This is a genomic window from Stenotrophomonas sp. DR822 (assembly GCF_019793815.1).
GTDB classification, from domain to species: Bacteria; Pseudomonadota; Gammaproteobacteria; order Xanthomonadales; family Xanthomonadaceae; genus Stenotrophomonas; species Stenotrophomonas indicatrix.
This window is the reverse complement of record NZ_CP081826.1, coordinates 1,052,420-1,073,370: the sequence shown is the minus strand read 5'-3', so window position 1 is coordinate 1,073,370 and position 20,951 is coordinate 1,052,420. Positions and strand designations below refer to the sequence as shown.

The following is a 20,951-nucleotide window of genomic DNA, read 5'->3' as shown; positions in this document are numbered from 1 at the left end:
CGCAACGCAAGACGAGGCCGGGGCAACCCGGCCTTGTTGTTTCCGGGCCCCCGGCCCATCCGATCCCGACCGTCCGCTGGAGTCCGCATGTCCGCCCCCAAGCCTGAACCGATTTCCCACACCGCCGAGATGGTGATCGCTACCGTAGTCGGCGTCGCTGTCGGCCTGACCGTGGACAATCTGCTGCTGGGCTGTGGCGTGGGCATTGCGGTGGGTATCCTGCTGAGCATCATCAAGACGCTGTACGTGGACCGGAAGCGTCGCCGGCAGCGGTGAGGTTTGCCGGCAGGGCTGCGCCCCGCCTTCGACAATTTCCCGCTGCTGCTGGTAGGTGTCGACCTTGGTCGACACGGTAGATCCACGCCATGCGTGGATGCTCTTCGTTCAATTGTCGAGATATTCGATTCCGATGGAGATTCATCCACGCATGGCGTGGATCTACTGGCCACCGGGCAGCGCCGCCCGCAACCGGACCCACCCCGCCATCCCACAGAATGCCGCGGTTGCTTTTGCTGTTGAGGTTGCCGGCCAGAGCGGCCGGCATTACCGCTTCTGCGGGTGCAGGGCGCAGCCCTGCCGCCTTAAACTAACCTCCGTTGCCCGCAGGATTGACCATGTTCGACATCTCGCCCCAGCTCGATTGCGCCGGCCGCATCCTGCGTCTGGACCGTGCCCGGGTCATGGGTATCGTCAACGTCACCCCGGATTCGTTCTCCGATGGTGGCGCCCATGACACCACCGAGGCGGCGGTCGCGCATGGCCTGAAGCTGGTGGAGGAGGGCGCCGACCTGCTCGACATCGGCGGCGAATCGACCCGTCCGGGCGCGGCGCCGGTGTCGATCGACGAGGAACTGCGTCGTGTCGTGCCGGTCATCGAACAGCTGGCAGCGCGCACGGCGGTGCCGATCAGCATCGATACCTTCAAGCCGGAGGTGATGCGTGCCGCCGTTGCCTCAGGCGCCGGGATGATCAACGACATCTTCGGCCTGCGCCAGGACGGTGCGCTGCAGGCGGCGGCGGATGCAGGCGTGCCGGTGGTGCTGATGCACATGCAGGGCGAACCGGGTCACATGCAGACTGACCCGCAGTACGACGACGTGGTCGCCGAGGTCCATGGCTTCCTGGTGCAGCGGCTGTTTGCCGCGGAGATGGCCGGCATCGCCAAGAAGAATCTGGTGATCGACCTCGGCTTCGGCTTCGGCAAGACCACGGCCCACAACATGACGCTGCTGGCCCGCTCGGAGCGTTTCCTTGAACTGGGCGTGCCGATGCTGGCCGGGCTGTCGCGCAAGCGCAGCCTGGGCGAGCTGACCGGTCGTCAGTCGCCGGCAGAGCGTGTCGCTGCGTCGGTGGCCGCACACTTGATCGCCGTGCAGCGCGGCGCCCGTATCGTGCGCGTGCACGATGTGGCAGCGACGGTCGATGCATTGAAGGTCTGGCAGGCGGTCGAGGCGGTACCTGCCGTGCGGGTGGACGCCAAGCCGACCCTCCGCTGGCCGGACGAAGACTGATGGCAGTGGATCAGCGGCCGCTGGCGATCGCCGTGATGGGGCCGACCGCCAGCGGCAAGACCGCCACCGCGATCGCGCTGGCGCAGCAGCTGGACGGTGAAATCGTCAGTGTCGATTCGGCGCTGGTCTATCGCGGCCTGGATATCGGTTCGGCCAAGCCGGATGCGGCCGAGCGCGCACAGGCACCGCACCACCTGCTGGACCTGCGTGATCCCTGGCAGACCTATTCGGCGGCCGAGTTCGCTGCCGACGCCGCCCGCGTGGTGGCCGACATCGTCGCCCGTGGCAAGACTCCCATCCTGGCCGGCGGCACGGGGCTGTACTTCCGCGCGCTGTTGCAGGGTCTGTCGCCGATGCCGGAGGCCGACCCGGCGATGCGTGCCGTGCTGAGTGCCGAGGCCGCCGAGCGAGGCTGGGTGGCGCTGCACGCCGAACTGGCCGCCGTTGACCCCGCCGCCGCAGCACGCATCCATGCCACCGACCCGCAACGCATCCAGCGGGCGCTGGAGGTCTACCGGCTGACCGGCACGCCGATCAGTGAATGGCAGCGCCGCCCCGGTGTGGCCCCGTTGCCGGTGCGCACGTTGAAGCTGATTCTGGCGCCGCGCGACCGCGCCGTCCTGCACCAGCGCATCGAGGCCCGCTTCGACGCCATGCTCGCCCAGGGCTTCCTCGACGAAGTGCGCGCCCTGCGTGCATTGCCGGAAATGCGGGCGGTGGCCGCACCGCTGGACCTGCCCGCCGTCCGCGCGGTGGGGTATCGCCAGGCCTGGGAGTACCTGGACGGGGACGGGGACGCGGCCCGCTTCCGGGACAAGTCCATTTTCGCCACCCGGCAACTGGCCAAGCGCCAGCTTACCTGGCTGCGCGGCGAGCTTGATGCGCGCTGGTTCGACCCCCATATGGATGGGGAGCGCCTCGCAGGTGCGGTGTCGACCTTCGTTGCACGCTGAACCGACGCTGGCCGTGTACCATCATGGGCCGGCAAGCGGCTCGGGGGCCGCGGCAACCGCCGGCTACCAATAAGAACAATAATCAGGAGTGTGCAATGTCCAAGGGGCAATCGCTGCAGGATCCTTTCTTGAATGCACTGCGGCGCGAGCGCGTGCCGGTTTCGGTGTACCTGGTCAACGGCATCAAGCTGCAGGGCACGATCGAATCGTTCGATCAGTTCGTGGTCCTGCTGCGCAACACCGTCAGCCAGATGGTCTACAAGCATGCCATTTCCACCGTGGTGCCGGCGCGCAACGTCAAGGTCGGCCCGGGTGGTGGGTACGTGCAATCAGGTGAGGATGGTCAGGCGGGTGATGAAGCAGACGAATGATGTTGGAGCGGTGAATGTTTGACCGCTCGAAAAAGGGCGAACACGCCCTGTTGATCCAGCCGCATTTCGGCAAGCTGGAAGACGATGTGCTGGAAGAATTCGGTGATCTGGCCCGCTCGGCCGGCGCCAGCATCGCGGTGACCATCACCGCGCGGCTGGATCGCCCCAACCCGTCGACCCTGATCGGCAGCGGCAAGCTGGATGAGATCAAGGCCGCCGCCGAAGCCACCGGCGCAGACCTGATCCTGGTCAACCACGCGTTGAGCCCGGGCCAGGAACGCAATCTGGAGCGTTTCCTCGAGCGCCGGGTGATCGACCGTACCGGCCTGATCCTGGACATCTTCGCCCAGCGTGCGCACAGCCATGAGGGCAAGCTGCAGGTCGAGCTGGCCCAGCTGCGCCATCTGGCGACCCGCCTGGTGCGGGGGTGGACCCACCTGGAGCGCCAGCGCGGCGGTTCGATCGGCCTGCGCGGACCGGGTGAAACCCAGCTGGAAACCGATCGCCGCCTGCTGCAGAAGCGGGTTGAACAGCTGCAGAAGCGGCTGGAGAAAGTCGAAGTACAGCGCACCCAGATGCGCCGTGCGCGTGTGCGCAGCGAACTGCCGCGCGTGGCTCTGGTGGGCTACACCAACGCCGGCAAATCGACCTTGTTCAACGCGATGACGGGCGCCGAGGCGTATGCGGCCGACCAGTTGTTCGCCACCCTGGATCCAACCGTGCGCCGTATCGCCGTGCCCGGTGGCAACGTGGTGCTGGCCGATACGGTTGGTTTCGTACGCGACCTGCCGCATGACCTGGTGGCGGCCTTCCGCTCGACCCTGTCTGAAGCGAGGGAAGCGGACTTCCTGCTGCATGTCGTCGATGCCGCGGACCCGCATCGCGAGGAGCGCATCGCGCAGGTCGACGAGGTGCTGACCGCGGTCGGTGCCGGCGATCTGCCGCAGCTGCTGGTTTTCAACAAGATCGACCGTATCGAGGGTGCCGATGTGCGCCACGATGGCCAGGACGGCGTACCGGATGAATCGCGGCGCGAGCGGGTGTGGATTTCCGCACGCGACGGGCAGGGCATGGAGCTGTTGCAGGCCGTGCTCGGCAAGCGCCTGGGCCTGCAGCATGTCACCGGCGAGCTGCGCCTGCCGCCCAGTGCCGGCCGCCTGCGCGCGCGCCTGCATCAACTGGAAGTAATCCGCAGCGAGCAGGCCGATGAAGACGGCTGGCTGCTCCAGGTCGATCTTCCCATCGCCGAGGCCGAGAAGCTGGCCGCCACTGCCGACGGCGAGCCGATCCGGGCCCTGCTGCCGGAGAAGCTGCCCGAATGGTGAGGTAGTGCCGGCCGTTGGCCGGCATGTCCTGTGGCCGCGACACCCCCCTGCCATCTGCGGTACAACGTGCAGGTTCTTCACTTTTCAGCTACCCCGATGGCCTTCCCGACCGACGCCGAACTCAATGCCCAGGCCGCTGCGCTGGGCCAGCGCCTGCAACAGGCCTCGCTGCAGCTGGTGACTGCTGAAAGCTGCAGCGGCGGCTGGATCGCCAAGTGCATGACCGACATAGCCGGTTCCTCGGCGTTCTTCGACTGCGGCATGGTGGTTTACAGCTACGAAGCCAAGCAGCGCCTGCTCGGCGTGCGCGCGCAGACGCTGGAGCAGTTCGGTGCGGTCAGCCGCGAAACCGTGCTGGAGATGGTCTCCGGGGCGCTGGTCAATTCCGGTGCCGGCATCGCGGTGGCGGTGACCGGTATCGCAGGGCCGGGCGGTGGCAGCCCGGACAAGCCGGTCGGCAGTGTCTGGATCGGCTGGAAGCGCCGTGGCGGCTATGCCCGGGCCGAACTGTTCCAGTTCGATGGTGACCGTGAAGCCATCCGCCGGCAGACCGTAGCGGCGGCATTGCACGGCATCGACGCCCAGCTGTGACATGCTGCTCTGGCAATCAACCGGAGTAGGCAACGATGTGGGAGACGCTGGGCACCGTCCGTGACCTTGGCCGGCTGCAGGAAATCGCCGCCGTCCTGATCCGCTACGGCTTCGGCGACGTCGTGCGGCGCATCGGCCTGGCCACGGTACTGGAACGTGCCGGCCGCCTGCTGCACTGGAACGAGGAGCGGCAGGAGATGCTGCGGATGACCGCGCCGGTACGCGTGCGCAGCGCCCTGCAGGATCTCGGACCGACGTTCGTGAAGCTGGGCCAGGTGCTCGCCACCCGCGTCGACCTGCTGCCGCCGGACTGGATCGCCGAACTCTCCGAGTTGCAGAACGCGGTCCCGGCATTGCCCTACGAGAAGATCCGCGAACAGCTGGAGGCCGATCTCGGTGCACCGCCGTCGCAGGTGTTTGCCTTCCTTGATGAAACCCCGATGGCGGCCGCTTCCTTGGCCCAGGCCCATCGGGCGCGGTTGCGTGATGGCCGCGAAGTGGTGCTGAAGGTGCGCCGCCCGGGTATCCGTGACGTGGTTGAAGCCGATCTGCGCCTGCTGGCACGGCTGGCCGAAATCGTTGAGGCACGGCTGCCGGATCTGCGCCGCTACCGGCCCGCCGAGGTGGTGCAGCAGTTCACCGTGTCGCTGCGCCGCGAGCTGGATTTTGCCGCGGAGTGCCGCAACGCCGAGCGCATCGCGCGCAACTTCGAGGGCCGTGACGACATCCTGATTCCGGCGGTGCACTGGCAATGGACCTGCGAAAGCCTGAATGTCCAGGACTTCGTCGACGGCATTGCCGGACGTGATCTGGCCGGTGTCGATGCGGCCGGCATCGACCGCCGCGAACTGGCCCGGCGTGGCGCCGACATCGTATTGAAGATGGTGCTGGAGGACGGCAGTTTCCATGCCGATCCGCACCCGGGCAACATCATCTACCTGCGTGACGGCCGCATCGGCGTGATCGATTTCGGCATGGTCGGCGCGTTGTCGGAGGTGCGTCGCTTCCAGGTCGCGCAGCTGCTGCATGGTCTGGTTGAACAGGATCCGCAGGGCGTGGCCGATGTGTTGCTGGACTGGGCCGGCGGCGTGGAAGTGGACGAGAACCGGTTGCAGCACGACATCAGCCTGTTCGTCGACCAATACCGCGGCGTGCCGCTGAAGGACCTGCGCATCGGCCTGATGCTGGGCGACATCACCCAGCTGCTGCGCAGCTACAACCTGACCCTGCCGGCAGATCTGGCGCTGATGATCAAGGCCTTCCTGACGCTGGAGGGCATGGGTCGCCAGCTCGACCCGGATTTCGACATGGCCAGCGCCGCGCGTCCCTTCCTGGAGCGGGTGGTACTGCAGCGCTACGCGCCGCGGGCGCTGTTCAAGCGTGGCCGACGCAGCCTGCTCGGCATGATCGACTTCGCCGGTGATTTGCCGCGGGACCTGCGCAAGCTGGTCCAGGCGGCGCGCCGTGGCCGCCTGCAGCTGAAGGTCGAGACCAACGCGCTGCAGGGCTTCGGCGACCAGGTCAATCGCGCCGCGAACCGCTTGGTGATGGGGATCGTCACGGCAGCCTTGATCATCGGCTCCTCGATCGTGATGCACAGCGTAGGAGGCGTTTCCAGCCGTTGGCTGCTGGCGCTGGGCGTGTGCGGCTTCATCGGCGCAGGGTTCTGCGGGGTGTGGATCCTGTTCTCGATCTGGAGAAGCGGCAAGCACACGTAGTGTGCTTGCCGCGGGTCGGCTGCTTCTGCCTTTGCCGCCCCCAACCAGCCGCGCCGCATTCCCGGTAGCGCCGGGCCATGCCTGGCCGCTTTCGCTCCTCCCGGAATCGCCCTCGGCACTTGCAGTCCCGGACGTTAGTAGTAATACTACTAACCATGGACCTGACCGACACCCAGCAGGCGATCCTGCAGTTGATCGCCGAGCGTATCGAAAGCGAAGGCGCACCCCCTTCGCAGACTGAAATCGCGCGTGCCTTCGGCTTCAAGGGCGTACGCGCAGCGCAGTATCACCTGGAGGCGCTGGAGCAGGCCGGGGCGATCCGTCGCGTGCCGGGCCAGGCCCGCGGCATCCGTCTGGTGCAGGCACCGCCGGTGGAGAAGCTCGCCGAGCCGGGCCTGCCCGACAGCGTCCTGCGTCTGCCGATCCTGGGTCGGGTTGCTGCGGGTCTGCCGATCGGCGCCGACATCGGCTCGGATGATTTCGTGGTGCTGGACCGGGTGTTCTTCTCGCCGGCACCGGACTACCTGCTGAAAGTGCAGGGCGATTCGATGATCGACGAAGGCATCTTCGATGGCGACCTGATCGGTGTGCACCGCACGCGCGACGCCCATTCCGGACAGATCGTGGTGGCCCGCATCGATGACGAGATCACCGTCAAGCTGCTGAAGATCGCCAAGGATCGCATCCGCCTGCTGCCGCGCAATCCCGATTACAAGCCGATTGACGTGCTTCCAGACCAGGATTTCTCGATCGAGGGCCTGTACTGCGGGCTGCTGCGACCGAACCGTTGACGATTCATCCTGCAATTCCCGCGGTCTTTTGTGGCGATTCTCTGGTTCTGCTGAGGTTGGTACGGATGTCCGATAATTTTTTTCCGAACGCCGGGCAGAATCTCAGCCTGTGCGATACGCCAGCCTTAAAGTGAACCCATGGCCAAGAAGACTTCCAAAGACAGCACCTCCAACGACGTGACCTCTGCAAGGACCAATCCGATGGACGAGAACAAGAAGCGCGCCCTCGCTGCAGCTCTGGGCCAGATCGAAAAGCAGTTCGGCAAGGGCTCGGTGATGCGCATGGGCGACCGCGTGGTCGAGCCCGTCGAGGCGATCCCGACCGGTTCTCTGATGCTGGATATCGCCTTGGGCATTGGTGGCCTGCCCAAGGGCCGCGTGGTGGAAATCTACGGTCCGGAATCCTCCGGCAAGACCACGCTGACCCTGCAGGCCATCGCCGAGTGCCAGAAGCTGGGTGGCACCGCCGCCTTCATCGATGCCGAGCACGCGCTGGACCCGATCTACGCAGGCAAGCTGGGCGTCAATGTCGACGATCTGCTGCTTTCGCAGCCGGATACCGGTGAGCAGGCGCTTGAAATCGCCGACATGCTGGTGCGCTCCGGTTCGGTGGACATCCTGGTGGTCGACTCGGTCGCCGCGTTGACCCCCAAGGCTGAAATCGAAGGTGAGATGGGCGACCAGTTGCCGGGTCTGCAGGCGCGTCTGATGAGCCAGGCGCTGCGCAAGCTGACCGGCAACATCAAGCGCTCGAACACCCTGGTGGTGTTCATCAACCAGCTGCGCATGAAGATCGGCGTGATGATGCCGGGCCAGAGCCCGGAAGTGACCACCGGCGGCAACGCGCTGAAGTTCTATGCCTCGGTGCGCCTGGACATCCGCCGTATCGGCGCGATCAAGAAGGGCGACGAGATCATCGGCAACCAGACCAAGATCAAGGTCGTCAAGAACAAGCTGGCGCCCCCGTTCAAGCAGGTCATCACCGAGATCCTGTACGGCGAAGGCATCAGCCGCGAAGGCGAGCTGATCGATATGGGTGTCGAAGCCAAGCTGGTCGAGAAGGCCGGTGCCTGGTACAGCTACGGTGAAGAGCGCATCGGCCAGGGCAAGGACAACGCCCGTGGCTATCTGCGCGACAACCCGCAGGTTGCCGCCAAGCTTGAGGCTGAGCTGCGCGAGAAGTTCCAGCCGACCGAAGCCGTCCGTGAGGAAGGCGAAGACGAAGGCGACGACGAGTAAAGGCTTGCTGTGGGGCAGGGCGGCGCCGTCAGTGACGTCGCCCTGTCCTGCAGATTCGGTTTCCCCGACGGGGGACGCGCCAGGGACGGCGCATTTGATTGAAGGCGAGAATGAACGATTCCGACGCCCCGGCACCCGGCCGCAAGCGCCGCGTACGCGAACAGACGCCTGTCCAGCGCGCCCTGGGCCTGCTGGTCCGTCGTGAGCACTCGCGCAAGGAGCTGACCCGCAAGCTGACGTCCCGGGGCATCGAGGACGAGGCTGCGCAGGCGGCGGTCGACAAGCTGACCGAGGCCGGTTGGCAGGACGACAACCGGTTTGCCGAGAATCTGGTGCGCATGCGCGCCAATACGGGCTATGGCCCCATCCATGTACGTGCCGAGCTGGGAACCCACGGGCTGGACAGCGAGCAGATCACTGCTGCGATGGATACCTTCGAGGGCGACTGGACGGAGAATGCCCGGGATCTGGTCCGTCGCCGCTTTGGTGAGGCCGGTCCGCAGGACCTCGCGCAGCGCCGCAAGGCCGCCGATCTGCTGGCCCGCCGGGGCTTCGATGGCGACAGCATCCGCCGCGCGACCCGCTACGATCCGGACGACTGAGACTGATGGCGCCGGGCCTGATACCCTTTGGGGTTTCGGCGGTCCGTTCGACCCTGGCCACTGCGGCCGGCGGCACGGGCCCCGGCCCGCAGACTGCCAGCCCCCATGAACGCATCCGCCAAATTCACGACATCCCAGATCCGCAGCGACTTCCTTGAATTCTTCAAGGGCAAAGGCCACACCATCGTGCCGTCGGCGCCGCTGGTGCCGGGCAACGATCCGACCCTGCTGTTCACCAACTCCGGCATGGTGCAGTTCAAGGACGTGTTCCTGGGCGCGGAAAAGCGCAGCTACGTGCGCGCGGCCGACGTCCAGCGCTGCCTGCGTGCCGGTGGCAAGCACAACGATCTCGACCAGGTGGGCTACACCGCCCGCCATCACACCTTCTTCGAAATGCTGGGCAACTGGTCCTTCGGCGATTACTTCAAGAAGGATGCGATCGCCTGGGCCTGGGAGCTGCTGACCCAGGTCTGGAAGCTGCCCGCCGAGCGCCTGCTGGTCACGGTCTACCAGACCGATGACGAGGCCTACGCACTGTGGCGCGACATGATCGGCATTCCGGAAGACCGGATCGTCCGCATTGGCGACAACAAGGGCGCGCCGTTCGCCTCGGACAACTTCTGGCAGATGGCCGATACCGGTCCCTGCGGTCCGTGCACCGAGATCTTCTACGATCACGGTGACCATATCGCCGGTGGCCCGCCGGGCTCGCCGGACGAGGACGGTGACCGTTTCATCGAGATCTGGAACCTGGTCTTCATGCAGTTCGATCGCCAGCAGGACGGCACGCTGATGCCGTTGCCGGCGCCGTGCGTGGACACCGGCATGGGCCTGGAACGCCTGGCTGCGATCCTGCAGCACGTGCATACCAACTACGAAATCGACCTGTTCCAGGCGCTGATCCGCAAGGCATCGGAGCTGACCGGCACCGCTGATCTGGAAAACAAGTCGTTGCGCGTGATCGCCGACCACATCCGCGCCTGTTCGTTCCTGATCGTCGATGGCGTGCTGCCGTCCAACGAAGGCCGCGGCTACGTGCTGCGCCGGATCATCCGCCGCGCACTGCGACACGGCTGGATGCTGGGCGTGCGCCAGCCGTTCTTCAGCAAGCTGGTGCCGACCCTGGTCGAGCAGATGGGCGAGGCCTACCCGGAACTGCCGGCACAGGCCGATACCGTGGTGCGTGCCCTGCAGGCAGAAGAAGAGCGTTTCGCCGAGACGCTGGACTCGGGCATGAAGATCTTCGACGACGTTGCGGCCAAGGTCAGCAATGGCGTGATCCCGGGCGTGGACGCGTTCCGCCTGTACGACACCTACGGCTTCCCGCTCGACCTGACCCAGGACATCGCCCGCGAGCGTGACCTGACCGTGGACATCGACGGCTTCAATGCCGCGATGGAGACGCAGCGCGAGACCGCGCGTGCCGCCGGCAAGTTCGGCGGTGGCGTGACGCTGTCGGCCGATCTGGTCGCCACGCTCAAGCCGACTGTCTTCCTGGGCTATGACCGCCTGCAGGCCGACGGCCTCGGCGTGGTGGCGATCCTCAAGGATGGTCGCCCGGTGGACGCTGCCCAGGCCGGTGACGAGGTCATCGTGCTGACCAACCAGACCCCGTTCTACGCCGAGTCCGGTGGCCAGGTCGGCGACACCGGCACCTTGTCCGCTGCCGGCGTACAGCTGCAGGTGAGCGATACCCAGAAGTTCGCGGGCCAGTTCCATGGCCACGTCGGCAAGCTCACCCAGGGCAGCCTGAAGATCGGTGACGTGCTGTCCGGCCAGGTCGATGGCGAGCGCCGTGGCGCCACCATCCTCAACCACTCGGCGACCCACCTGCTGCATGCTGCCCTGCGCGAAGTGCTGGGCACCCACGTGCAGCAGAAGGGCTCGCTGGTGGCGCCGGACCGCCTGCGCTTCGATTTCTCGCATTTCCAGCCGATCAGCGCCGAGGAACTGGCGATCATCGAGCGCAAGGTCAACCAGCAGGTGCGCGCCAACAACGCCGCCGAAGTGCACAACATGGGCATGCAGGAAGCGCTCGACTTCGGCGCGATGGCCCTGTTCGGCGAAAAGTACGGCGAGAACGTGCGCGTGCTGAAGATGGGCGACTACTCCACCGAGCTGTGTGGTGGCACCCACGTCAACCGGACCGGTGACATCGGTCTGTTCAAGATCACCTCCGAAGGCGGTGTCTCTGCCGGTGTGCGTCGTATCGAGGCCGTCACCGGCCAGGGCGCGCTGGACTACGTGGATGCCGAGGAGGCCCGCCTGGCCGAGGCCGCCGAGCTGCTGGGTGGCAGTGCTGCCGACGTGGTCGAGAAGATCCGTGCGTTGGGCCTGCGCCAGAAGCAGCTGGAGCGCGAGCTGGAGGCCGTGAAGGCCAAGGTCGCCGCCGGCGCCACCGCCGACCTGTCCGGCCAGGCCGTCGAGGTCGCCGGTGTGAAGGTTCTGGCTGTCCGCCTGGAAGGCTTCGACGCCAAGGCCCTGCGCGATGCCATGGACCGCCTGAAGCAGCAGCTGGGCGATGCGGTGATCGTGCTGGCCGGTGCCCAGGACGGCAAGGCGGCCCTGGTCGCGGGCGTGAACGGCAGTGCAATGGGCAAGGTCAAGGCCGGGGAACTGTTGTCCCATATCGCCGGTCAGATCGGGGGCAAGGGCGGCGGACGCCCGGACCTCGCCCAGGGTGGTGGCGAGGACGGGCCCGCCCTTGCTACCGCGCTGGCTGCGGTCGTCGAATGGGTCAGCCCCCGCCTGTGATGAACCCCTGCCGTCCCCCTCCTTGTAGGAGCGGGACGGCTGACGGTACCATTGCGAATCTTTTCCCTTTGTCGTGGGCGCGCTTCTTGACGGAGCGTCAAGCCGGTGGGGGATACCCTTCCACACGGTTCCATGGAGACTTAAAAAAATGTTGATCCTGACTCGCCGCGTCGGCGAAACCCTGATGATCGGTGACTCGGTGAGCGTCACCGTGCTTGGCGTCAAGGGTAACCAGGTGCGTATCGGCATCACTGCGCCGAAGGACGTCGCCGTGCATCGCGAAGAGATCTACCAGCGCATCCAGCGTGGTGACGAAGCCGGCAGCACCGGTGGTGAAAATTCTGCGGAATAAGGCTTTACCTTCGCGCGTGATTAACGTTATGATTCACGCCCCGCTGAGGTGCAACGCACCAGACGCGGAGAAAACCCCGGAGTGATGCCCGAGCGGCTGAAGGGGCTCCCCTGCTAAGGGAGTATAGGGTCAAAAGCTCTATCGAGGGTTCGAATCCCTCTCACTCCGCCAGATGCAAAGAGCGCCCGCAGATCCAGGATCTGCGGGCGTTTTCTTTGTGCGTCGCGTTGGCCTGCGGCCCACGATCGCGGTGCCAGGTTCGCACCATGACCGCCGAGCGGAGCACGTCGATGACCAGTGCGAAGAAGGCCACCTTCCTGCAGCGACGTCTGGTGTTTCGGTGACGGCAGGATGGCTACGCTCGGGGCCTTTGTCGTCGACCCCGGATCAGCTGCCTGATGCAACCAGCGCCTGCGAAGGTCCGGCCAACGGGCGCAGCTGGGTATGATCGATGCACCATGACGCCGCCTGATTCCCTGCAGGACCCGCTGCATCGCTTCCATCCCGCGACGCAGGCCTGGTTCCGTGCCGCGTTCGACGCCTCCACGCCGGTGCAGGATCAGTCCTGGTCGTCGATCGGTGCTGGCCAACATACCCTGGTCATCGCGCCAACCGGATCGGGCAAGACGCTTGCCGCATTCCTGCATGCCATCGACCAGCTGTTCGGCGAGCGTGATCGGCAAGCGCGTGCAGCGCCGTCGGCCAAGCCGGTGCGGCGCACCCGCGTGCTTTACCTGTCGCCGATCAAGGCGCTGGGCAGCGACGTGCAGCGCAACCTGCAGGTGCCGCTGCAGGGCATCACCGACGAGCGCGCCCGACGCGGCGAGCCGGCGGTGCAGCTGACCGTCGCATTGCGTACCGGCGATACCTCCAGCAGTGAACGTGCAGGGCTGGTGCGGCGGCCGCCGGACATCCTGATCACTACGCCCGAGTCGCTGTACCTGATGCTGACCTCGCAGGCACGCGAGATCCTGCGCGATGTGCAGACCGTCATCCTCGATGAAATCCATGCAGTGGCCGGTGGCAAACGCGGTTCGCATCTGGCGCTGAGCCTGGAACGGCTGGATGCGCTGCTGCACGAACCGGCGCAGCGCATCGGCCTGTCGGCCACGGTGCGGCCGGTCGACGAGGTGGCGGCGTTCCTGGGCGGCGACCGCCCGGTGAGCGTGGTCCAACCCGGCTCGGCGCGGCAGCTGCAGATGCGCATCGTGGTGCCGGTGGAAGACATGTCCAGCCTGACTACGCAGGGCACGCCCGGGGAGCGCGACGGCGGCGCGCGGATCGGCTCGATCTGGCCGCACGTGGAGGCAAGCATTCTCGACAACGTGCTGCGCCATCGCTCGACGATTGTCTTTGCCAATTCGCGTGGCGTAGCCGAAAAGCTGACCGCACGCCTGAACGAGCTGCACGCCGGACGCAGTGGCGAAGACGGCGCAATCCGTGGCGATTCGGGTAGCGGGTTGGCCTATGGCTCTTTCACCGGCAGTACGGTCAACCGGGTCTCCGCTGCGCCGGCACTGATTGCACGCGCGCATCACGGGTCGGTCTCCAAGGAGCAGCGCGGCGAGATCGAGCAGGCGCTGAAATCGGGTGCACTGCGCTGCGTGGTGGCCACGTCCAGCCTGGAGCTGGGGATCGACATGGGGCTGGTTGACCTGGTGATACAGGTGGCCGCGCCGCCGTCGGTGGCCAGCGCCCTGCAGCGCGTTGGTCGCGCCGGCCACCAGGTGGGCGGCATGTCCCGCGGTCTGGTGTATCCGCGTACGCGGCGCGACCTGATCGATGCCGCTGTGGTGGTGGACAGCATGCTGGCCGGACGCATCGAGGCCATCGCTCCGCCGCGCAACCCGCTTGATGTGCTGGCCCAGCAGACGGTGGCGGCGGTGGCGATGGAGCCGTGGCAGGCCGATGCCTGGTATGCGCGGGTACGCCGTGCCGCGCCGTACCGCTCACTCCCGCGCAGTGCTTTCGACGCCGTGCTGGACATGCTTTCCGGCCGCTACCCGTCCGAGGATTTCGCCGGCTTCCGGCCGCGGCTGGTATGGAACCGGCAGAGTGGTGAGCTCAGCGCTCGCCCTGGTGCGAAGCAACTGGCGGTTACCAGCGGCGGCACCATTCCCGACCGTGGCATGTACAGCGTGGTGCTGCCTGAAGGAGAAGAGCGGGCCGGATCGCGTCGCGTCGGTGAGCTGGACGAGGAGATGGTCCACGAGTCGCGGGTGAATGATGTGATCACGCTGGGCGCGACCTCATGGCGGATCGACCAGATCACCCACGATCAGGTGGTGGTGACGCCCGCGCCCGGACGTTCGGCGCGCCTGCCGTTCTGGCGTGGCGAAGGTGTGGGCCGCCCTGCCGAACTGGGACAGGCCATCGGCGCGTTTCTTGCCGCGTTGGAGGCGCACATCGATAGCAGTGACACCCCTGCGACGGCGCTGCACGCACGCCTGCAGGCCAGTGGCCTGGACGCCAACGCGATCAGCAACATGCTCGGCCTGGTCGCCGAGCAGCGGCAGGCCACGGGCGTGCTGCCCACCGATCTGCGCCTGGTGGTGGAACGTTGCCGCGACGAGCTGGGCGACTGGCGGGTGATGCTGCATTCGCCGTATGGCCGCCGCGTGCATGATCCGTGGGCATTGGCGGTGGCAGCACGATTGCGCGAGCGCTGGGGCATCGACCCGGCCGTGGTCGCCAGCGACGATGGCATCATCGCGCGGATTCCCGACAGTACCGGGCGCGTTCCGGGGGCGGACATGTTCGTGTTCGAACCGGAGCGGTTGCGCCGTACGATCACCGCGGCGGTCGGTCATTCGGCACTGTTCGCGGCGCGCTTCCGCGAGTGTGCCTCGCGCGCACTGCTGTTGCCGCGTCGCACGCCGGGGCGTCGATCGCCGCTGTGGCAGCAGCGCCTGCGCGCCGGCCAGTTGCTGGAGATCGCGCAGGCCCATGCGGAGTTCCCGATCCTGATCGAGACCGCCCGCGAGTGCCTGCAGGATGTCTACGACCTGGATGCGCTGGACGCACTGATGCAACGCGTTCAACGCGGCCAGGTGCAGTTGCTGGACGTCGCGACCGAGGTGCCTTCGCCGTTCGCGGCCAATCTGCTGTTCGGCTATGTCGCCGAGTTCATGTACGAGGCGGACGTACCGCTGGCCGAGCGCCGTGCTTCGGTGCTGTCACTGGACAGTGGCCTGCTTGCCGAGCTGCTGGGCCAGGTAGATCTGGGCGAACTGCTGGATGCGGGGGTGGTCGATCAGGTTGAACGTGAACTGCAGCGGCTGGAACCTGCGCGCAGGGCCCATGGCATGGAAGGCGTGTCCGACCTGCTGCGCGAGCTGGGACCGTTGGCTGCATCGGACCTGGCGCTGCGCCTGTCCGATCCGGAATGCGTGGAAGTGCACCTGGCAGCGCTGCAGGCGCAGCAGCGCGCCATCCCGGCTTCAATTGCCGGCCGCACGCAGTGGGTCGCCGTGGAGGACGCCGCACGTGTGCGCGATGCGTTGGGTACGGCGCTGCCGGGCGGCCTGCCCGAGGTGTTTCTTGCAGGCATGCCCGATCCCCTCGGCGATCTGCTGGCCCGCCACGCACGTACGCATGCGCCTTTCACCAGCAGCGCGCTGGCCAAGCGGTTCGGGCTGGGTGTGGCGGTGGTCGACGGCGCGCTGGAAAGGCTGCAGGAGCAGGGGCGGGTGCTGCGTGGCAATTTCGGCGCAGCGCGGCGACAGCAGGAAAATGAGGGGGTGCATCCGTCGCCGGACGTAGTGCACGAATGGGTCAGCGAAGATGTATTGCAGCGTCTGCGCCTGCGGTCGCTGCAGGCCGCACGTGAAGCCACCCGGCCGGTGCCACCGGCAGCCTATGTGCGCCTGCTGCTGGAGGGGCAGGGGGTATTGCTGGAGGGCGGCGCCGGGCGTGCCCGCAATGGTGCCGTTGCGGCCATGCTTGAGGGCAGCGACGGCGTTGCCCGTGTGGTCGAGCAGCTGGCGGGGTTGCCGCTGCCGGTTTCGGTCTGGGAACACCAGGTCCTGCCGGCCCGGGTACGCGACTACGCACCGGCCCTGCTTGATGAGCTGCTGGCGACCGGCATGGTGCTGTGGGCCGGGCACGGGCGGCTGGGTGACGACGACGGCCTGGTGTCGCTGCACCTGCAGGAACATGCCGCCGAAACGTTGCCGCTGCTGCCGGAAGCGGATCCGGCGCTGCGTACACCGATGCAGGACGCCATCGTGCAGGTCCTGGCCGATGGCGGCGCCTACTTCGCGCGGCAGCTGGCCACGCAGGTGCAGTCGCGCCTGGCCGGCAGTGCGGCGGCGGCCGAGGACTTCCAGCTGGCGCTGTGGCAGCTGGCCTGGAGGGGCGAAGTGAGCAGCGACCTGTGGTCGCCGTTGCGGGCCCTGGCCGGCGTGCGCCAGCAGCGGGCGCGCGTTGCGTCGGCCTCGCGGCGCACGCGGGGTTTCCGCTTCATGCCGATGCTGGACGCGCGGGCCACGGCGCTGGACCCGGCCATTGCCAGCGGGCCGACCCTGGCGGGGCGATGGTCGTTGCTGCCCCGCGAGCGCAGCAACGACACCGTGCGGGCGCTGGCGCTGGGCGAAGGCCTGCTTGATCGCTACCGGGTGGTGACCCGGGCGGCGGCAATGACCGAAGCGGTAACCGGTGGGTTCCCTGCACTGCAGCCTGTCTATCGAGGCATGGAAGATGCCGGGCAGGTCCTGCGCGGCCGCTTCGTGGCGGGGCTGGGCGGAGCACAGTTTGCAGAGCGCGGCACCATCGACCATCTGCGCGAGCTGTCCGAGCGTGTGCCGCGTGAGCTGTCGGTTGTCGCGCTGTCAGCGCTGGATCCGGCCAATCCCTTCGGCAGCCTGCTGCCGTGGCCGCAGCCGGTGGCCGGTGCACGTCCGCTGCGGCGTTCCGGCGCGATGGTGGTGATCGGCAACGGCCGGTTGCTGCTGTACCTGGCGCAGGGCGGGCGGCAACTGTCCAGCTGGATCGAGGGCGGGGCAGAGGATGCGGCCAATACTCTGGTTGCCGCTGCACAGGCCCTGGCGGTGGCATTGCGCCGGGGGCGGCGCCTGTCCTTCATCCTGGAACGGATCAATGATGTGCCGGTGCATCGCGGCGCGCTGGTGGACGCGCTGCGGGCCGCAGGCTTCAGCAACGAGCCGCGCGGGCTGGGATGGAACGGCTGAGCGCGGCGGAATCACCTCGATGAATGCTCACCCCGTGGGGCCTGGCCCCGGATCGGACTGCCGCACTGTGATGCAGTTCGTTACGCGCCTGCCCCGGTGGCTGAAGAGTCCGGGTGGTGCGGCCATCGTGCACGTTGCGCAGACGGTTCTTCACTCGACAGGAGACTCACATGAAGCTGTTTTCTGCTGTGCTGCTGGCCCTTCTTCCGCAGCAGGCATCGACGGCGCAGGCGGCCGACGCTATGCGTTCGCCCCTGCTCGGCCGCTGGTCGCTGGAGATCGCCACCTCCGCTCTTCCTGAGGCGCAGCGGCCGCAACAGGTCGTGCTGGAATTCAAGGATGCCGGTGCGGGCAGGTGGAGCTCGCATGTGGACATCGTCCTGCATGACGGCAAGACCATGAAATCCGACGGTACGCTGGCACTGGATGGCACGCCCGCGGCGTTGACCGGCAGCTACGGCGCCAACCAGGCAACGCTGAAACTGCCGGCGCCGAATACGCTGGTGATGCAGCTGGTCGATCATGGCGCGCCGGCGTCCACCCGCGTGTACACGGTGGCCGCCGATCGTTCAACGATGACCGAGACAAAGGCCTTCTTCGGCCATGACGGCACGCCGATCCTGCAGACCAACCTGTTCAAGCGGTTGCCGTAGTGATGTGATGCAACGGCACCCACAGAAGCTTGCTCTGCGGGTGCCGTTGCTGTTCTGTCATGCCGCGGCGGGATCGGGCTTGCCGGTGTCGATGCCGTACCGGTCGATCGCCTGCTGCAGCAGGCCCCGTTCCACATGCCCGTCGTCGGCCAGGGCCTTCAGTGCCGCCAGTACGATGAAGTGGCGATCGACTTCGAAGAACGTGCGCAGCGATTCGCGTGTATCCGAGCGGCCAAAGCCATCGGTGCCGAGTGCGATGAAGCGCCGGTCGTTGATGAAGGGGCGGATCTGGTCGCCGACGATCTTCATGTAGTCGGTTGCCACCACCACCGGCCCGGCATGGTGCTGCAGGCACTGCTGCACGTAGGGAACGCGCGGCGGGTCGGCCGGATGCAGCAGGTTCCAGCGCTCGGCAGCCAGGCCATCACGGCGCAGTTCGGTCAGGCTGGTGGCACTCCAGACATCGCTTGCGATGGCGAAATCCTGCTGCAGCAGATCGGCGGCGGCCAGCACCTCGCGCAGGATCGCGCCACTGCCCATCAGCTGCACGCGAGGCTGTGCCGTGCTGTCGGCAGCGGCGGGACGCAGCAGATGGAGCCCCTTCAGGATGCCGGCTTCGGCGCCGTCAGGCAGTGCAGGGTGCGGGTAGTTCTCGTTGAGCAGGGTGATGTAGTAGTAGATGTCTTCCTGGTCCACATACATGCGGCGCAGGCCGTCGTGGATGATCACTGCCAGTTCGAAGTTGTAGGTCGGGTCGTAGGACACGCAGCTTGGAATCACCGAGGACAGCACGTGGCTGTGGCCATCGTCGTGCTGCAGGCCTTCGCCCATCAGGGTAGTGCGGCCGGAGGTGGCGCCAAGCAGGAAGCCACGGGTGCGCGCGTCGGCCGCTGCCCAGGCCAGGTCGCCGACGCGCTGCAGGCCGAACATCGAATAGAAGATGTAGAACGGAATCGTGGCCAGGCCGTGGTTGCTGTACGCGGTGCCCGCTGCGATCCACGAACAGATTGCGCCGGATTCGTTGATGCCTTCCTGCAGGATCTGGCCGTCCTTGGACTCCTTGTAATAGCTCAGCTGGCCGGCGTCCTGCGGGGTGTACAGCTGGCCCAGGAAGGAATGGATGCCGATCTGGCGGAACAGCCCTTCCATGCCGAAGGTACGCGATTCATCGGGCACGATCGGGATCACCAGCCTGCCCAGTTCGGGATCCTTGAGCAGGGTGGTGAGGATGCGTACGAAGCCCATGGTGGTGGATTGGCCACGATCACCGCTGCCCTGCAACTGCACGTTGAACGTGGACAGCGGCGGCAGCGGCAACGGATCGACCTGGGTCAGCCGTGCCGGCAGCTGGCCGCCCTGCGCCTGGCGACGCTGCGCGAAGTAGAGCGCCTCGGCGCTGCCCGGTTGCGGGCGCAGGTAGGGCATCTCTTCCAGCTGCCCGTCGCTGACCGGCAGGTCGAAGCGGTCACGGAACGCACGCACCGCGTCGGCGCTCATCTTCTTCAGCTGGTGGTTGATGTTCTGGCCTTCGCCGGCCTCGCCCATGCCGAAGCCCTTCACCGTCTTGGCCAGCACCACGCTCGGGCGACCGCTGGTGTTCACCGCCTGCTGGTAGGCGGCAAATACCTTCTGCGGATCGTGGCCGCCGCGTGCCAGTGCCCAGATCTCGTCGTCGCTCATGTGCGCCACCAGCGCCAGCAGTTCCGGGTAGCGCCCGAAGAAGTGTTCGCGCACGTAGGCGCCGCTCTGCGACTTGAAGGTCTGGTAGTCGCCATCCACGCACTCCATCATGCGCTGGCGCAGCAGCCCACTATGATCGCGTGCCAGCAGCTCGTCCCAGCCGCTGCCCCAGATCACCTTGATCACGTTCCAGCCGGCGGCGCGGAAGGTGCCTTCCAGTTCCTGGATCACCTTGGCGTTGCCACGCACCGGTCCGTCCAGACGTTGCAGGTTGCAGTTGACCACGAACACCAGGTTGTCCAGGCGCTCGCGCCCGGCCAGCGAAATGGCCGCCAGCGATTCTGGCTGGTCCATTTCGCCGTCACCAAGGAAGGCCCAGACCTTGCGGCCCTGGTGCTGCTTCAGCCCCCGGTATTCCAGGTAGCGCATGTAGCGGGCCTGATAGGCCGCCGTCAGCGGGCCCAGGCCCATCGACACGGTGGGAAACTGCCAGAACCCGGGCATCAGCCGCGGGTGCGGATACGAGGACAGGCCCTCGCGTCCGGCTTCGCGGCGGAAGTTGTCCATCTGCTCGGCACTGATGCGGCCTTCCACGTACGCCCGGCCGTAGATGCCGGGGGCCGAATGACCCTGGATGTAGATCATGTCGCCGTCGAAGGTTTCGGTCCGTCCACGGAAGAAGTGATCGAAGCCCACGTCATACATGACTGCTGCGGACTGGTAGGTGGCGATGTGGCCGCCGACATTGGAATGCCTGCCGGCACGCAGCACCATCACCATGGCGTTCCAGCGGATCATCGCGTTCAACCGCCGCTCGATGGCCAGGTCACCCGGGTAGGCGGGCTGGCGTTCGGGGGGAATCGTGTTGGTGTAGGCGGTCCACGCGCGGGTGTGCAGGTCGCCATGCTGCTGCACATCGAGTGCATCGAGCTGGTCCAGCAGATAGTGCGCGCGGGGGCGGCCGCCGGCCTCGATCACCGCCTGCAGGGACTCGCGCCATTCGCGGGTTTCCTGCGGATCGGCGTCGAGAGGGAAATGTGCCTGGTTCATGCTGCGTCTCCAGAGAGCGCCGGTTCTGCACCTGCACGGCACCGCCGGCAGGGCGACAGCTCTGGAGCGGAGTCGCGCTGGCAGGTCCGTGGCGCGGGGGCGGCCGTGGTGGCTGCCGAGGAGACAAGCGTAGGCGCCGTATCGGCTGGCGGGTAGACGGGCGACGATTGGG

At 66.8% G+C, this 20,951-nt stretch carries 15 protein-coding genes and 1 tRNA gene; 15 read left to right on the top strand and 1 reads right to left on the bottom strand.

Going from position 1 to position 20,951, the window contains the following annotated elements; translation table 11 throughout:
- The first annotated feature begins 87 nt into the window (after positions 1 to 87).
- The 15 genes from K5K93_RS04885 to K5K93_RS04815 all read left to right on the top strand — a co-directional run bounded on the left by K5K93_RS04885 (position 88) and on the right by K5K93_RS04815 (position 18,049).
- On the top strand, positions 88 to 276 hold the full coding sequence (locus K5K93_RS04885; protein WP_025878913.1) for a hypothetical protein: 189 nt from the start codon (positions 88 to 90) through the stop codon (positions 274 to 276).
- Between the two features lie 338 nt (positions 277 to 614).
- On the top strand, positions 615 to 1,511 hold the full coding sequence (gene folP / locus K5K93_RS04880) for a dihydropteroate synthase (RefSeq protein WP_222389991.1): 897 nt from the start codon (positions 615 to 617) through the stop codon (positions 1,509 to 1,511).
- Positions 1,511 to 2,464 carry a tRNA (adenosine(37)-N6)-dimethylallyltransferase MiaA gene (gene miaA / locus K5K93_RS04875; protein ID WP_222389989.1) on the top strand — a complete coding sequence of 318 codons (954 nt, stop codon included), beginning with the start codon at positions 1,511 to 1,513 and terminating at the stop codon, positions 2,462 to 2,464. Before folP ends, miaA begins: the two co-directional genes overlap by 1 nt.
- Positions 2,465 to 2,559: 95 nt before the next feature.
- Positions 2,560 to 2,835 (top strand): RNA chaperone Hfq, encoded by a 276-nt coding sequence (hfq, locus tag K5K93_RS04870; RefSeq protein WP_025878916.1) that lies wholly within the window; start codon positions 2,560 to 2,562, stop codon positions 2,833 to 2,835.
- A gap of 14 nt (positions 2,836 to 2,849) precedes the next feature.
- Positions 2,850 to 4,160: a ribosome rescue GTPase HflX gene (gene hflX, locus K5K93_RS04865; protein WP_093820055.1), complete on the top strand. Its 1,311-nt coding sequence runs from the start codon at positions 2,850 to 2,852 to the stop codon at positions 4,158 to 4,160.
- Positions 4,161 to 4,256: 96 nt separating this feature from the next.
- A complete protein-coding gene (locus K5K93_RS04860; protein WP_093820053.1) occupies positions 4,257 to 4,751 on the top strand; it encodes a CinA family protein in 495 nt (164 codons plus the stop codon).
- 35 nt (positions 4,752 to 4,786) lie between these two features.
- On the top strand, positions 4,787 to 6,469 hold the full coding sequence (gene ubiB / locus K5K93_RS04855) for a 2-polyprenylphenol 6-hydroxylase (RefSeq protein WP_088101363.1): 1,683 nt from the start codon (positions 4,787 to 4,789) through the stop codon (positions 6,467 to 6,469).
- A gap of 155 nt (positions 6,470 to 6,624) precedes the next feature.
- Positions 6,625 to 7,260, top strand: coding sequence for a transcriptional repressor LexA (gene lexA / locus K5K93_RS04850; RefSeq protein ID WP_025878920.1), 636 nt, complete (start codon positions 6,625 to 6,627; stop codon positions 7,258 to 7,260).
- A 201-nt stretch (positions 7,261 to 7,461) separates the two neighbouring features.
- Positions 7,462 to 8,499: a recombinase RecA gene (gene recA, locus K5K93_RS04845; RefSeq protein WP_025878921.1), complete on the top strand. Its 1,038-nt coding sequence runs from the start codon at positions 7,462 to 7,464 to the stop codon at positions 8,497 to 8,499.
- 110 nt (positions 8,500 to 8,609) lie between these two features.
- A complete protein-coding gene (gene recX, locus K5K93_RS04840; protein ID WP_222389988.1) occupies positions 8,610 to 9,101 on the top strand; it encodes a recombination regulator RecX in 492 nt (163 codons plus the stop codon).
- Positions 9,102 to 9,206: 105 nt separating this feature from the next.
- Entirely contained in the window at positions 9,207 to 11,855 is a 2,649-nt protein-coding gene (gene alaS / locus K5K93_RS04835; RefSeq protein WP_222389987.1) for an alanine--tRNA ligase, read from the top strand.
- A 148-nt stretch (positions 11,856 to 12,003) separates the two neighbouring features.
- On the top strand, positions 12,004 to 12,207 hold the full coding sequence (csrA, locus tag K5K93_RS04830; RefSeq protein WP_025878924.1) for a carbon storage regulator CsrA: 204 nt from the start codon (positions 12,004 to 12,006) through the stop codon (positions 12,205 to 12,207).
- Between the two features lie 78 nt (positions 12,208 to 12,285).
- Positions 12,286 to 12,378, top strand: a tRNA-Ser gene (locus K5K93_RS04825).
- A gap of 287 nt (positions 12,379 to 12,665) precedes the next feature.
- The gene (locus K5K93_RS04820; RefSeq protein ID WP_222389986.1) at positions 12,666 to 17,396 is read left to right on the top strand and encodes an ATP-dependent helicase; all 4,731 of its coding nucleotides are present in this window, start codon (positions 12,666 to 12,668) and stop codon (positions 17,394 to 17,396) included.
- Between the two features lie 170 nt (positions 17,397 to 17,566).
- The gene (locus K5K93_RS04815; protein WP_222389985.1) at positions 17,567 to 18,049 is read left to right on the top strand and encodes a LuxR family transcriptional regulator; all 483 of its coding nucleotides are present in this window, start codon (positions 17,567 to 17,569) and stop codon (positions 18,047 to 18,049) included.
- A gap of 57 nt (positions 18,050 to 18,106) precedes the next feature.
- On the opposite strand, the gene aceE is transcribed toward K5K93_RS04815, so the two are convergent.
- Entirely contained in the window at positions 18,107 to 20,779 is a 2,673-nt protein-coding gene (gene aceE / locus K5K93_RS04810; protein WP_222389984.1) for a pyruvate dehydrogenase (acetyl-transferring), homodimeric type, read from the bottom strand.
- Positions 20,780 to 20,951: the final 172 nt, after the last annotated feature.